Source organism: Achromobacter sp. (genome assembly GCF_032102605.1).
Lineage (GTDB): Bacteria > Pseudomonadota > Gammaproteobacteria > Burkholderiales > Burkholderiaceae_B > Achromobacter.
On the sequence record NZ_DAMDGT010000004.1, the window covers coordinates 1 to 14,903 of the forward strand.

Annotated in this window: 8 protein-coding genes and 1 tRNA gene; 4 read left to right on the forward strand and 5 right to left on the reverse strand. The window is 66.3% G+C overall.

The features are described from left to right. Nucleotides 1-212 precede the first annotated feature (212 nt). The gene (locus RT614_RS10470) at nucleotides 213-7,316 is read left to right on the forward strand and encodes a filamentous hemagglutinin family protein (RefSeq protein ID WP_313622057.1); all 7,104 of its coding nucleotides are present in this window, start codon (nucleotides 213-215) and stop codon (nucleotides 7,314-7,316) included. A 285-nt stretch (nucleotides 7,317-7,601) separates the two neighbouring features. Here the strand turns inward: RT614_RS10470 and RT614_RS10475 are convergent. Continuing rightward, nucleotides 7,602-7,677, reverse strand: a tRNA-Gly gene (locus RT614_RS10475). A gap of 204 nt (nucleotides 7,678-7,881) precedes the next feature. Between RT614_RS10475 and murB the strand changes: the two genes are divergently transcribed. Then, nucleotides 7,882-8,925: a UDP-N-acetylmuramate dehydrogenase gene (murB, locus tag RT614_RS10480; RefSeq protein ID WP_313622058.1), complete on the forward strand. Its 1,044-nt coding sequence runs from the start codon at nucleotides 7,882-7,884 to the stop codon at nucleotides 8,923-8,925. A gap of 144 nt (nucleotides 8,926-9,069) precedes the next feature. Here murB and dapB read toward each other — a convergent pair whose 3' ends face one another. Together dapB and RT614_RS10490 are read right to left on the reverse strand one after the other, a co-directional pair. Further along, complete coding sequence (gene dapB / locus RT614_RS10485; RefSeq protein ID WP_313622059.1) at nucleotides 9,070-9,861, reverse strand: 4-hydroxy-tetrahydrodipicolinate reductase; 792 nt, start codon at nucleotides 9,859-9,861, stop codon at nucleotides 9,070-9,072. Between the two features lie 15 nt (nucleotides 9,862-9,876). Then, the gene (locus tag RT614_RS10490; protein WP_313622060.1) at nucleotides 9,877-10,413 is read right to left on the reverse strand and encodes an outer membrane protein assembly factor BamE; all 537 of its coding nucleotides are present in this window, start codon (nucleotides 10,411-10,413) and stop codon (nucleotides 9,877-9,879) included. 154 nt (nucleotides 10,414-10,567) lie between these two features. Between RT614_RS10490 and fur the strand changes: the two genes are divergently transcribed. Then, complete coding sequence (gene fur, locus RT614_RS10495) at nucleotides 10,568-10,987, forward strand: ferric iron uptake transcriptional regulator (RefSeq protein ID WP_313622061.1); 420 nt, start codon at nucleotides 10,568-10,570, stop codon at nucleotides 10,985-10,987. Between the two features lie 174 nt (nucleotides 10,988-11,161). On the opposite strand, the gene recN is transcribed toward fur, so the two are convergent. Both recN and RT614_RS10505 read right to left on the reverse strand, forming a co-directional pair. Continuing rightward, on the reverse strand, nucleotides 11,162-12,823 hold the full coding sequence (recN, locus tag RT614_RS10500; RefSeq protein ID WP_313622062.1) for a DNA repair protein RecN: 1,662 nt from the start codon (nucleotides 12,821-12,823) through the stop codon (nucleotides 11,162-11,164). A 13-nt stretch (nucleotides 12,824-12,836) separates the two neighbouring features. Beyond that, entirely contained in the window at nucleotides 12,837-13,736 is a 900-nt protein-coding gene (locus tag RT614_RS10505; RefSeq protein WP_313622063.1) for an NAD kinase, read from the reverse strand. Nucleotides 13,737-13,875: 139 nt separating this feature from the next. On the opposite strand from RT614_RS10505, the gene hrcA reads away from it, so the two are divergent. After that, a complete protein-coding gene (hrcA, locus tag RT614_RS10510) occupies nucleotides 13,876-14,880 on the forward strand; it encodes a heat-inducible transcriptional repressor HrcA (protein ID WP_313622064.1) in 1,005 nt (334 codons plus the stop codon). Nucleotides 14,881-14,903: the final 23 nt, after the last annotated feature.

Genomic DNA, 14,903 nt, shown 5'->3' on the forward strand with positions numbered 1-14,903 from the left:
AACTCGCGACCTCAACCTTGGCAAGGTTGCGCTCTACCAACTGAGCTACTCCCGCATTTCTTGCCGTTTTTTTGCAAGAGGCGAGAGTATACCGACTTTTTTGAAAAATGCATCGGGTGCGTAGCGCTTGCCCAGCCCTGCAAGTTAAGTGTCATGTAATTGTTACTTTTCTTGACTAGGATGTCAGCCGATTGAGGGGTGGCCGTACCGTCATGTTCGGCAGCACGGTCGCGATCTTGTCGCAACAATCCACGCTGGAAATCGTGGCTGACGGCAAGGGCGCCACGCCGGGCTTTGCCGGCACGTCGGTGTATGCCTCGGACTTGAACGCGCTGCGCGCGCCACGGCTCTCGTTCGGCAACCTGCCCTATGTGGTGTATGGCCAGGGTGGCAACACGGTCAATTTCATTGCCAGCCAACTGACGGAGATCTACCTGCGCGAAGGCGCGACGCTGAAGGCGGCCGAAGTGCTGATGACGTCCGCCCGCAAGACAGGCGTGATCCGCATCGAGCCGGGCGCGTCCATCAACACGCTCGGCGCGGGCCTGGCGCCCTACGATTCGCGCGCCGGCTTCATCTACGACCCGGGCAACAACGGATTGCTGGCAGTGTCCAATGGGTGGCTGGATGTACTGCCATCCTCTTCCGATCCCAATCCGTTGGTCCTGGGCGGCGCCGCGCCGATCCTGATCGGTTCGGGCGCCTCGCTGTATTCCGAAGGAACGCTCACGGCAGCCACGGACAACACGTTCGAGCTGGCGGAGGGCGCGCGCTTTGGCGCGCGCAAGCTGGCCCTGGCCGTGGGCGCCATCAATGTGGGCAACACGTCCGCGCTGCAAGCGGCGCAGGCCGGCGGGGTGCTGGCCAGCGGCCTGACGCTGAACCAGTCGGTGCTCGACCGCCTGCTGCGCGGCGACACGTCGATGGGCGCGCCGGCGCTGGAAGAGCTGTCGCTGACGGCGCGCGACGCCATCAGCTTCTACGGCGACGTGACGCTGAGCACGCTTGGCGCCGATGGCAAGTCCACGCTGGCGCGCCTGGCCTTGGGCTCGCCCGCGCTGTATGGCGCGGGCGCGGCCGGCGAGCACGCCCGCATCCAGACCGGCGAACTGATCTGGCTGGGCAATGCGCTGGCCCCGACTGCGCCGCTGGTGGGCGGCGCGGGCACGGACGCGGGCACGCTGGATATCGACGTCGAACGGCTGGTGCTGGGCTATGGTCCGAACAGCCGGCCCGACAACCTGACGACGTCCGACCGCCTTGTGCTGGGCTTTGCCGACATGAATGTCCATGCCAGCAAGGAAGTGACGGCCAATGGCAAGGGGTCGCTGTCGGTGTACCAGCGGCGCACCGGCTATGTGGACGGACAGGGCGCCACTTACGACGGCGGCCGCCTGACGATCAGCACGCCCGTGTGGACGGGCGAGGCTGGTTCGATCAGCACGGTGCGCACGGGGGACCTTTCCTACATCGGACTGCCGGGCGCGGTCGCGCTGCCCAATGAAGCGCAGCCGCTGGGCGCGGAACTGGCGCTGGAAGGCAATCGCGTGCAGGTCGACGGCCTGATCAGACTGCCTTCCGGCAAGCTGGCGTTGCGGGGCGAACAAGCGGTGCTGCTGGGAGCGGGAGCCAACCTGGATCTGGCCGGCCGCGTCCTGCAACTGCATGACGTCACGCAGGCTACGGGCGGCGGCGACGTGATCCTGGAGAGCCGCGCCGGCAACATCACGCAGCACGCGGGCGGCGTCATCGACGTGTCCGCGCGCGGCAATAGCGCCGGTTCGCTGACGGCAATCGCACTGGGTGATTCGGCGGGCCGTGTCGATCTGCAGGGGCGCATCCTGGGCGCAACGGAAGGCTATTACGACGCTGGCGGCACCTGGGTGCCGCATGCCTATGGCCGCGTGACCGTCCGGGCCCAGGACATGGGCGATTTCGCCGCGCTGAATGCGCGCCTGAACCGCGACCAGATGATCGGCGCGCGCAGCTTCCAGTTGAAGCGCGGCGACCTGGTCATCGGCGACGAGGTGCGCGCCAATCAAGTCGAGGTTTCCGTCGACGGCGGCAGCCTGACCGTGAACGGCCGGATCGACGCCAGCGGCGAGCGCGTGGGCAGCATCCGTCTTGCCGCGGTCGGGAACCTGACGCTGGGGGCGGGCGCGGTGCTGGACGCGCATGGCAGCGTGCTGCGCGTGGACAGCCATGGCGGGATCATCGATAGTCCCAACCGCGCGATGGTGGAACTGGCCACGCGCGACGGCGTCCTGACGCTGTCTCCGGGCGCGCAGATCGACCTGCGCCACGGCACGGCCGACGTGTCGGGCCTGGGCGATGGCCGCGCGCGCGGCACGCTGGTCTTGAACGCGCCGCGTGGCAACCAGGCGGATCCCCGCGTGGGCGACATCGCCATCGAGGCCCGCGGCCCGGTGGATATCCAGGGCGCACGCGACATCATCGTGCTGGGCACGGCGCGCTACACCGACGCCACGCCCGGCGATGGACTCAATGCGGACGGCAATGCCTATCACACCATCGATCAGGCCTACCTGGACGCCAAGCACCTGCAAAGCAGGGACTTCATCGACAACGCGCTGGCCAACGCCGGCCTGATGCAGGGCAAGCTGGCGGGCCTGAACAATGCGCGCTACCGCGATGCCTTCCATCTGCGTCCCGGGATCGAGATCGTGACCCCCAACGACCTCGCGGTGGTGGGAGACGTGGACCTGTCCGGCTACCGCTACGCCAGCGTCAATCCGCATACGCAGAAGACCACCGTGTATGGGTCGGGCGAATCCGGCAACCTGGTGCTGCGCGCGCAAGGCAGCCTGGACGTGCTGGGCAGCATCACCGACGGCTTCGCGCCGCCCGACTGGGCCACTGGCGAAACCCGCACGGACGGCAAGGGCTGGATGCTGCTTACGGGCGTGCAGCCGTTCGAGAACGACGTGGTGATTCCGCGTACCGGCGTCGTGCTGGCCGAGGGCACCTTGTACAAGGCGGGACAGAAACTGAACTTCGCGGTGCCCTACGACGCGTTCACGCTGCCGGGTGGCGTGGAAATGCCTGCCGCCATGACGCTGAGCGAGCCGCTCGTGCTCGCGGCCGGCACGGCCCTGCATGCGGACATCCGCGGCGCGGACGGCGCGCTGTTGTTCGCGGCGGGCACTCTGTTGGGCGAGTCCGTGTCGCTGCCGGCGGGTTCCGTGCTGGGCGCGGGTACGCGCCTGACGGTCAACGCGCCGGTGCAGGGCGGCTGGTGGCCCGCGGGCGTGCCCGTGCCGGCCACCAACCTGACGCAGCGCGGCGAGCTGGCGTTGGCGTTGGGCGCGCGGATCCCGGCCGGGGTGGACGTGAAGCTGCCGGACGGACTGGGCGCGGTCGATCTGCGGCCCGCCAATGCGGATGGCCAACAAGGCCGCAACTGGGCGCTGGCGACCCTGCTGCCGCAGGGATCGCAGTCGTGGTCGCTGCGCCTGGTGGCGGGCGCGGACCTGTCCGCCGCCGATACGCGCATGACGCGTCCCGACGCGGCAAAGGCCGTGCTGCGGCTGGCGGATGCCCATTACATCGGCTCGCGCGAGATCGTGGGCGGAGGAGCCGAGGAACCGTATTACGTGTGGGCCAGTGGAGACGTCCAGGGGATCGACGAGCCTGGCAAGCGCGTGGAAGATGAGTCTCTCCTGGAGTTCTGCATTCCGCTTGGCTGGTGCCTGCTGGTCGAGCCCGAGCCCCGCGTGAAGTACGTGTGGGCCGGTGCCGACGAGCAGGGCATCGGCGAGCCGGGTACGGACGTCGATGAAGCCTTGCTTGAAATCTGCACGCTGATGCCCACCTGGTGCATCGCCGTGACGCTGCCCAACGAACCGGCACGCTTGTTCGTCACCCCCACCACGCACCTCTTCAGCGTGCTGCGCACCGGCGCGGGGGACCTGGACCTGATCTCCGGCGGCGATTTCCGCATGGATTCGCTGTATGGCGTCTACACCGCGGGCTCGCAGTCCGCGTCGCTGTCATCTGGCCCTGTGGACCCCTACCAGCAGGCGCGCGGCCTCTATAACCGCGAATTCACGGTGCTGGGCGCGGGCGGCGTCGACTACGAACACCTGACGCGCCAGATCCAGGATGGCGGCGCCTACGCCGCCTGGTACCCCGAAAACGGCGGCAACCTGCTGTTGGCGGCGCAGGGCGACCTGATGGGCAATGTGCAGGCGCGCAAGTCCAACGAGGTCAAAGCCCTGCGCGCGCAGCGTTCGGCCTCGCTCGTGGGGAACTGGCTCTGGCGCCAGGGCACGGGCGAGCGCAGCGACGGCTACGCGTCGATCCCCACGGCCTGGTGGATCAACTTTGGTTCCTTGGGCTTGCAGCCCGGACAGAACAGCGGTGATCCGTTCATGGTGGGCTTTACCGGGATCGGCACCTTGGGCGGCGGCAACGTGGACGTGCGGGCGGGCGGCAACGCCGGCCTGGTCTACGGTTATGGCGGACCCAGCAATTACACGGAGCGCAGCCAGGGCCTGGTGCTGGCCATTGGCAGCACCGGCAGGATGACGCCGGAAGGGTCGCTGGTGCAGACGGGGGGCGGGGATCTGTCGCTGCGCGTCGGCGGGGCGATCAATCCGTCGCCGGCGGCCGTCGACCGGGCTTCGCTTGACGCCGATCTGCCAGGCGCGCTGATCAACCTGCGCGGCGCGCTGCAGGCGCAGGCCGGCGCGATCGGCAATATTGCGCAGATGTACGGCAGCACGGCCGGCTTGCACAACGTCAGCGAATCCCGAGCCTACCAGCCCTATACGTCCACGCTTGCCCTGTCGCGCGGCGGTCTGGTCGTGGTGGCGGGCGACTCGGCCGCGCGCATGGATACCCGCGGCGATCTGGTGCTGCAAGGCGTGGGCGACCCGGGCCGGCTGATCATGATGAACTCGACCCCCTACCAGGATGCCGACGGCATACGGCAGGGCGGAGGGGGCATGAGTCAGTTTTCGCTTTGGACTGACAACACGGCGATCGACCTGCTGAGCGCGGGGGGCAACCTGACGCCCATCCAGACCTCGATCCCGACGCCTACGCTCAATATCCCGTCGGCGGACGGCCGCTATACCTATCCGTCCATCCTGCGCGCCGCGGCGCCGCAGGGCAGCCTTTATTACGGCAGCGCCGCCCTGGGCAAGAGCATCGATTCGGTGATCGAGAGCCTGGTGACCGCGCCGTCCGAGTCGGGCGTCCTGAACCTGATCGCGGGCGATTCCATCTACGCGGCCGGGTATGCCATTACACGCTCTGGCGCGGCGCCCGGCAGCGTCGCCACTCCGTTCAAGCCGGCGTTCGCCGGCTACATCGGCCAGTCGACCAAGCCGTCCTACAGCAACTACAGCGTCGAGGTGTCGCCCGGGGTCGCGACGTTCCCGCTGTTTGCATTCGGGCCTGACCGCTATAGCGCCGCCGTGCCCGCCGCGCGCGAACCGGTGCGCTTCTACGCAATGGAGGGCGACATCATCGGCCTGCGCACCGGGGAAATCCTGACCTATCCGGGCCAGGTCATGTACCAGGGCAGCGGTCCGCTGCGTGTGTTGGCCGGGCGCGATATCGTGAATGCCGGTACGCCCCTGGGCGCCACTGTCTACGCGCCCGCCCAGGTGCTCGCGGGCACCGGCACCAACGGCCGTTCCACCGGCGCCCTGGCTATCCACTCCCGTCCCGACGACATAACGATGATCGAGGCGGGTCGCGATATCCGGCTGAGCAGCTTCCACGTGGCCGGGCCGGGACACATGAGCCTGGTGGCGGGCCGCAACCTGTACGCGTCGGGGAACGGCGTGGGGAACGCCTATCAGGAAGTCAACTACACCAGCCTGGGCTCCGCCGACCCCAACGTGCCACTTGCGCGCGGCGCGTCGATCAGCGTCGTGGCCGGCGCGGGCGCAGCAGGTCCGGACTATGCCGCGCTGCTGGCGCGCTATCTGAACCCAGCCAATCGCCTGGCTGCCGGCACCGCCCTGGCCGATCAACCGCAGGGCGCGGTCCAGACGTACGAAGGGCGCCTGACGCTGGCGCAGTGGCTGCGCGACAAGCATGGCTACACCGGCGCCGACGAGCAGGCGCCGGCGTTCCTGGCCGAGCTGCAGGCCCGCCGGGACGCCGACCCGACCCAGCCGCGTCGCATCTATGCCAGCGACTACGAGCAGGCCAGCCAGGTTCACCTCGTCAATTGGCTGGAAGCGCGGTATGGATTCCACGGCAGCGATGCCGACGCGATGGCCTACCTTCAGGCCCTGGCGCCGGAACAGCGGGCCATCTACGCGCGGCAGCTTTACTTCAACGAACTGCGCGAGGGCGGCCGGGAATACAACGATCCGGCCAGCCCGCGCCAGGGCAGCTACCTGCGTGGACGCGAGGCGATCGCCACGCTGTTCCCCGCGTCGCTCGCCTCGGGCGAACCGTCTGTGTACCAGGGCAGCGTCACCATGTATGGCGGCGCGGGCATCCACACCTATGCGGGCGGCGATATCCAGGTGCTGACGCCGGGCGGCCAGCAGACCTACGGCCTCGAGGGCGGCGCGCCGCCTTCCACAGCAGGCGTGCTGACCCAGGGCGAGGGCGACATCCAGTTGTACTCGCTGGGGAGCATCCTGCTGGGGCAGAGCCGCATCATGACGACGTTCGGCGGCAGCATCCAGGCCTGGTCGGCCCAGGGCGACATCAACGCCGGCCGGGGCGCCAAGACCACCGTGCTGTACACGCCGCCGCGCCGGCTGTACGACAACGTCGGCAACGTGACCCTATCGCCGCAGGCGCCCAGCATGGGCGCGGGCGTCGCCACGGACAATCCGATCCCCGAGGTGCCGCCGGGCGACGTAGACCTGATCGCGCCCCTGGGCACGATCGACGCGGGCGAGGCCGGCATCCGGGTGTCCGGCAACCTGAACGTGGCGGCCCTGCAAGTGGCCAACGCCGCCAACGTGCAGGTGCAGGGCGATTCTGCCGGCGTCCCCGTCGTCGCGACGGTCAACACCGGCGCGCTGACCTCGGCCAGCGCCGCAGCTTCGACCGCCGCCTCCTCGGCGCAGGACGCCGTGGCACGCAGCCGAAACGAGGCGCGCCAGAACCAGCCGTCGATCTTCAGCGTGCAGATCCTGGGCTTCGGCAATGACGGCGCAAGCGCGGGCAACAGTGCCGACGCAGGCGGTTCGCAGGCCGGCAACGCGGGCGAATCCGCCTACCGGCCCGACGGCATGGTGCAGGTGCTGGGAGACGGCAAGCTTTCCGAGAAGCAGGCCAGCCTGCTCACGCCCGAGGAGCGCCAGCGCGTCGGGTTGTAAGCCAGATGTGAAAGCGCGCTGCTGAGGGCGAAGGCGCCGGCGCGGGACAAGGTCCCGTGCCGGCGCCTTTTTCATGAGTGAACGGGCAATGCGTATTCTTGATGGCCCGCGCGCGCAGAGCAGAGACCGTCATCGGCAGGTGAATGCGATGGGGAGATGCGGAGGATGCAATGTGGGGGGCAATAGTCGCGCGACGTTGGCAACGCGGAAATGAAAAAAGGGCCCCGTGGGGCCCTTTTTGATTCGTAGTGCATGCAAGTGTCGCTTGCGCTACGAATGCGAATTTGGAGCGGGAGACGAGTCTCGAACTCGCGACCTCAACCTTGGCAAGGTTGCGCTCTACCAACTGAGCTACTCCCGCGTTGGTTCCGTAAACTGCCCAGAACCTCGTTTCTTATTCACCCTGATCAACTTGGTTATCGATCAGAAGGCGCGCAGTCTAGCATGATTTTTTCGGCTTGTCCTCGGGTAGGGCGTTTTCGCCTGACCGGGGTAAATACTTAAACCAAGCACTCAATCAAGTAAACTGAGCGAAGACAAAAACTATAGCAAACTAAAAGCGCTCATGTCAAATTCCTTCGCAGAAATTGCGCCCGATTCCTTGTCTCCGGTTGCGCAAGATCTCACCCGCCTGAATACGCTGGGTCTGGCGTCCCGCGCCGATGCTTTTGTCACGCTGGACGATCCCGCGCAGTTGCCCGCGCTGTCGGCACTGGCGCGGCAGGTATCGCCGCTGTTGGTGCTGGGCGGCGGCAGCAATCTTGTGCTGCCCGAGCGCGTGCCCGGCCTGGTGGCGCGCGTGGCCTTCAAAGGCGTGCGCCTGCTCGAGGCCAGCCCGGATGCGTGGCTGGTCGAAGCCGCGGGTGGCGAGAACTGGCATGGCTTCGTGTCCGCCTGCGTCGAGCAGGGCTGGGACGGGCTTGAAAACCTGGCGCTGATACCCGGCACCGTCGGCGCCGCGCCTGTGCAGAACATCGGCGCCTACGGCGTCGAGCTGCAGGAGCGCTTCCACAGCCTGACAGCGTGGGACACGCGCCAGGCACGCTATGTGGAAATGCACGCGGCCGATTGCCGTTTTTCCTACCGCGACAGCGTGTTCAAGCACGACGAGCCCGGTCGCTGGATCATTGTCAGCGTGCGTTTTGCGCTGCCTCGGCCATGGCGGCCTGTGCTGGGCTATCCCGATCTGCAGCGGCATCCGCGGTTGGCGGCGGGTACTCCCAGCGCGCGTGACGTGTTCGACGCCGTCTGCGACATCCGGCGCACCAAGCTGCCCGATCCCGCGGTCACGGGCAACGCCGGCAGCTTCTTCAAGAACCCCATCGTTCCTGCCGCACAGCGCGACGATCTGGCCGCGCGTTTTCCCGGACTGGTTTCGTATGCGCAGTCAGATGGCCGCTACAAGCTGGCGGCGGGCTGGCTGATCGACCAATGCGGCTGGAAGGGCAGGGCGCTGGGCGCGGCGGGCGTGCACGACCGTCAGGCGCTCGTGCTGGTCAACCGGGGCGGGGCGACGGCTGCCGACATCATGGGTCTGGCGCGCGCGGTGCAGGACGCGGTAGCCGATCGGTATGGCGTGCGCCTGGAGCCGGAACCCGTGGTCGTCTGACGACGGCTGGCAAGATGCAGCCGGCCATCGAACGCGCCCAGTCAACGCACACAGCCAATCAACGCAGGCGGCCAGCCCAAGCGCACGGCCAGCAACCGACGAAAAAAAGGACCCCGCAGGGTCCTTTTTTGTTGTGGCTCGGGTTCAGAGTCCCAGCACGGATTGCATGTCGTACAGCCCGTTCGACTTGCCTTCGAGGAAGCGCGCTGCGCGCAACGCGCCTTCCGCGTAGGTGGCTCGGCTGGACGAGCGGTGCGTGATTTCGATGCGTTCGCCGATGCCGCAGAACGACACGGTGTGGTCGCCCACGATGTCGCCGCCGCGCAGCACGGAAAAGCCGATGGTGCCGGGCTTGCGCACACCGGTGTCGCCGTGACGGCTCCAGGTGGCGACGTCGGGCAGGGCGACATCCCAGGCGGACGCGATGGTCTCGCCCATCTTCAGCGCCGTGCCGGAGGGGGCGTCCACCTTGTTGCGGTGGTGGGCTTCGAAGACTTCGACGTCGTAGCCGGCGTTCAGGATGCGAGCGGCCATGTCCAGCAGCTTGAGCGTGGCGTTGACGCCCACGCTCATGTTCGGCGCGAACACGATGGCGGTCTTCTGTGCGGCGACTTCGATCGCGGCGCGGCCGTTGTCGTCAAAGCCGGTCGTGCCAATGACGGCCTTCACGCCGTGCTTGACGCACGCATCCAGGTGCGCGAGCGTGCCTTCGGGCCGCGTGAAATCGATCAGGCAGTCGGCGCCGGCCAGGGCATCCAGGTCGTCCGTGATGGCCACGCCCGTTTGCTTGCCCAGGGTTGCGCCGGCGTCGCGGCCAACCGCGCTGGAACCTTTGGCGTCCAGCGCCACGGCCAATTCCAGGCCTTCGGCCTTCAGGATGGCCTCGATCAACATCTGGCCCATGCGGCCGTTGGCGCCGGCAATAGCGATACGCATAAAGATTCCTTGGTGTTAAAGCAGCGGCTGCGGCGCGTTGCCAGGCTGCCCCGGGTACTGGTTGAGCGGACTGGCGGGCGCGTCGGCGTCGCGTTTTTGCTCGTCCTGCTCTTCCTTCGTGCGGGCTTCGTCCTGGTCCACGCGCTTCTCGGCCTTTTCTTCGGAGACCGAATCCGGCGTGTTGATCTGGTAGGGCTGCAGGTCGGGCTGTTTGTCGCCTTCCCAGCGGACCAGCCGGTCGTTCTCGAACCAGACCGTGAATTTGCGTTCCTGGGCTTCGCCGTAGCCGGGCTTGAAGTAGTACGGGTAGTCCCAGCGATTCGCGTGCAGCACGCTGGTCAGCGTGGGGCTGCCGAGCGCAAAGCGCACCTGCTCGCGGGTCATGCCGGGCTGGAGCAGCGCAACCTGTTCCTGCGTGATCCAGTTGCCTTGCTGGACCGGCGCCTTGTACGGGAAACCCCATTTGTTCGAGGTGCAGCCCGCCAGGGCGACGGCCAGGGCGGCGATGGCCAAACCGGTCTTCAGTGAGCGGGAGGGAATACGTGCAAACATGGACACTACGCGCCCCTATTATTTGGAAGCAAACAAAACCGTTATCATAAAGGTTTCATAAGGATAGTTCCGCGTGGCGGCATGAATTCGGTGAGCCGGCTCGCGGTGACCCCTGTCCTTGCCCATGCCAACGCGGACGGAGAGCGATTACACCATGAGCGACCAAAGCGAACTGAAAAACATGGGTTTGAAGGCGACTTTTCCTCGCCTGAAGATTCTTGATATTTTCCGTAAATCGGGTGAACGTCACCTCAGCGCCGAAGACGTCTACCGCGCCCTGATCGGCGAAAACGTCGAAATCGGCCTGGCAACGGTCTACCGCGTCCTGACCCAGTTCGAGCAGGCCGGCATTCTGGCGCGCAGCCAGTTCGACAGCGGCAAGGCCGTTTTCGAACTCAATGACGGCGATCACCACGATCACCTCATCTGCACCAATTGCGGAAAAGTCGTCGAATTCTCGGACCCCGAGATCGAAAAGCGTCAGCAGAAGATAGCCAAGGACAACGCCTTCGCGCTGGAAAGCCACGCGATGGTCTTGTACGGCGTCTGCGGCAACTGCCTGAAGGGCCGATAAGGCTTCTTCCGGCAGCATAGAGGCGGCCCGTCCGCCATCGCTTGCCCAAGATCAAAAGCCCCTTCAAATTGAAGGGGCTTTTTGCATGTTGTGGCATGTTGTGCGAGCAGGCGCCGCTGTTGCGGCGTTTCCCTTTTGCAGCCGGCCAGGGGTGGCGACCGGCTGCCCGCAGGGCTAGGAGGCCGGCTGGCCGAACCCTTCCAGCATCTCGCGTGCGTGTTCACGCGTGGTGGCCGTAAGTTTCGCGCCCCCCAGCATGCGCGCGATCTCCTCGACGCGGGCGGAGGCGTCCAGTTCTTCGATGCTGGAGCGCGTGGTGCCGCGGGATTCCGCCTTGGCTACCAGGAACTGATTGTTGGCGCATGCGGCAACCTGGGGCAGGTGAGTGACGCAAAGCACCTGGTGGCGTTCGCCCAGTTCGCGCAGCAGCTTGCCGACGGCTTCGGCGACTGCGCCGCCCACGCCGCTGTCGACTTCGTCGAAGATCAGGGTGGGCACGCGCGCCGCGCGGCTGGCGATGACCGACAGCGCCAGCGAAATTCGTGACAGTTCGCCGCCCGACGCCACTTTGGCAAGTGGGCGCGGCGTGGTGCCGGCGTGGCCGGCCACCAGAAATTCCACCTGTTCACTGCCATGCGCCGACGGCGCCGACGCCGCCAGCGTGGGTTCGAACCGGCCGCCCTGCATGGCCAGCGTCTGCATGGCCAGCGTGACCTGCTTGCCGAGGTCTTTCGCGACCTTGCGCCGGGCGGCCGTGAGCTTGGCTGCCGCCGCGTCGTATTGCGTCTGCGCGGCGACGGCCTGGGCACGCAAGGCATCGATGTCGCCCGCGGCCTGCAAGGCGGCCAGTTCGGCATGCAAGGACTCGCGCAGTTCGCACAGCGCGTCGGGCTCGGTGCGGAATTTGCGGGCGGTTTCGAACACCAGGCCTAGCCGGGCTTCAACATCGGCAAGGCGCTTGGGGTCCAGGTCGACGCGGCTGACGTAGTTGTTCAGGTCGGAAACGGCTTCGCTGATGGCGATGCGCGCCGATTCCAGTTCGTCGTGAACGCCCTTCAGGCCCGGATCGTGCCGCAGCATCTGCTGGATGCGCTGGTTGGCCGCCGTGAGCCGGTGGTGCGCCGAGTCGCCTTCGCCATCCAGGGCTTCAAGGATCTGCGAAGCGCCGTCCAGCAGCGATTGCGAATGCGACAGGCGCGTGTGCTCGGATTGCAGCGAGTCCCATTCGTCCGGGCCCAGGTTCAGCTGGTCCAGTTCGTCGACCTGCCACTGCAGACGGTCGCGATCGGCAGCCAGGCTTTCGGCGTCTTTTTCGGCGAATTCAAGTTGGCGCGCCAGCGCGCGCCATTGTTTCCAGGCCTGCGCGACGGCGTGGCGGAGATCGCCGTGGCCGCCATGGGCGTCCAGCAGGTCGCGTTGCGCATCGGGTCGCATCAGGCTCTGGTGCGCGTGCTGGCCGTGGATGTCGACCAGGCTGTCGCCCAGTTCGCGCAGCTGCGCCACCGTGGCCGGCGTGCCATTGATATAGGCGCGGCTGCGGCCCTGCGCGTCGATGACGCGCCGCAGGGAGAGTTCGTCGTCGGCGTCGATCTCGCGTTCGGCCAGCCAGGCGTGCAGCGACTTGGGCATGTCGAAGACCGCCGTGATGTCGGCGCGCGTTGCGCCTTCGCGCAGCATGCTGGCGTCGCCGCGTTCGCCCAGCGTCAGCGCCAGCGCATCCACCAGGATGGATTTGCCTGCGCCGGTCTCGCCGGAAAAGACGGTAAAGCCAGGGCCGAAATGGATTTCGGTCTGTTCGACGATGACGAAGTCGCGGATGTGCAGGGTGCGCAGCATGTCGGGGCGCTTACTACTCTACGTTGTCGGAGGCTTCGGGCATCAGGTTCCAGTGCAGCTTGCGCCGCAGGGTGGAGAAGAAACTGTAGCCTTCGGGATGCACGAAGCGGATGGTATAGGGCGCACGCTGCACGACGATGCGATCGCCCGGTTGCAGGTCGGACCAGGTCTGCATGTCGAAATGCACGCTGGCGCCGACTTCGACCCGGCCCATGGCCGTGAGCGTCATGTTCAGTACGCCCGTGTCCGGGATGACGATGGGGCGGTTCGACAGCGTTTGCGGCGCCACCGGCACCAGCACCATGGCATTCATGCCGGGGTGCAGGATAGGACCGTTGGCGGACAACGCATACGCGGTGGAACCCGTGGGCGTGGCGATGATCAGGCCGTCGGCGCGCTGCGTGTACATGAAGGCGCCGTCCAGTTCGACCCGGACTTCGATCATGCCACCGCGCCCCGCGCGGTTCAGGACGACGTCGTTCAAAGCCGACGCGGAATACATTTTCTGGTCGCCGCGCCACACGCTGCCTTCAAGCAGCATGCGTTCTTCGATCTGGAAGCTGCCTTCAAGCACGCGGGCAAGCGCGGCGTGCGCATCTTGCAGCGCGATGTCGGTGATGAATCCGAGGCGGCCGTGATTGATGCCGACCAGCGGCATGCCGTAGGGCGCAAGATGCCGGCTGGCGCCGAGCACCGTGCCGTCGCCGCCCATCACGACCGCCAGCGATGCGGTCTTGCCGATTTCTTCGAGCGTGGCGATGGGGTATTCGGTCAGGCCGGTGTTGCGCGCCGTGTCAGCATCGATGAGCACATGCCGGCCCGCTTGCGTCAGCGCGTGCGCAAGTGCTCTCAGCGGTGTGTCCAGGCCGGTGTCCTGGTATCTGCCGATCAGGGCGACTGTAGGAAAATGCATGGCTGCGTACAAATGAAAAGGGCGAAACCGAACGCCAAACCTGCCCGAAATGGGCCGGTTAACCGATTATATGGGGCCGTATATCGGCTTGCGGGACAAAAATCGCCTCAATCGGAAAAGATTCCCTAAAATACCCCTTATGGATGACCGCGCACGCGCATTACTGAAAGCGTTGATAGAACGCTACATCGCCGATGGGCAACCAGTCGGCTCGCGGACGCTTTCTAAAGTCTTCGATTTGTCCCCGGCCACCATCCGCAACGTCATGGCGGATCTGGAAGAACTGGGGCTGATCCACAGTCCGCATACCTCCGCCGGCCGTGTGCCCACGCCGCGCGGCTACCGCATGTTCGTCGATTCCCTGCTGGCGGTGCAGTCATACCAGCTGCAGCCGCACAACATGGGCGAAATGCTGTCCGCGGCGGAACCCACCCGCGCCGTTAACGCCGCTGCGGCGCTGCTGTCCAACCTGACGCAGTTCGCCGGCGTGGTGCTCACGCCCAAGCGGGCCCAGGTGTTCCGCCAGATCGAATTCATCCGGCTGTCCGACAAGCGCGTCCTGCTGATCATCGTCACGCCCGACGGCGACGTCCAGAACCGCATCCTCTTCGTTCAGCGCGACTACTCCGAATCCGAACTCCTGGAAGCCGGCAATTTCTTCAACATGCATTTTGCCGGCAAGTCGTTCAACGCTGTCCGGCAGACGCTGTCCACCGAGCTGGCCCAACTGCGCGAAGACATCTCGCGCCTGATGCAGGCCGCCGTCGAAGCCAGCGCCGAGGCCGCCGAAGACGGCGATGCCGTGGTCATTTCCGGCGAACGCAAGCTGCTGGACGTGACCGACATCGCGTCCGACATGGACCGGCTGCGCAAGATGTTCTCGCTGTTCGAAAAGAAAACCGACCTGCTGCAACTGCTCGACGTGTCCAGCCGTGCGCAGGGGGTGCAGATCTACATCGGCGGCGATTCGCAACTGGTGCCGCTCGAAGACGTTTCCGTCATCACCGCGCCCTATGGCGTCGATGGCAAGGTAGTGGGTACGCTGGGCGTCATCGGACCAACCCGCATGTCCTACGAGCGCGTGATTCCCATCGTGGACATCACGGCGCGGCTGCTGTCCAACGCCCTCAGCCACAACCAGTAGTTCCATTCAAAGCTACATCCTCC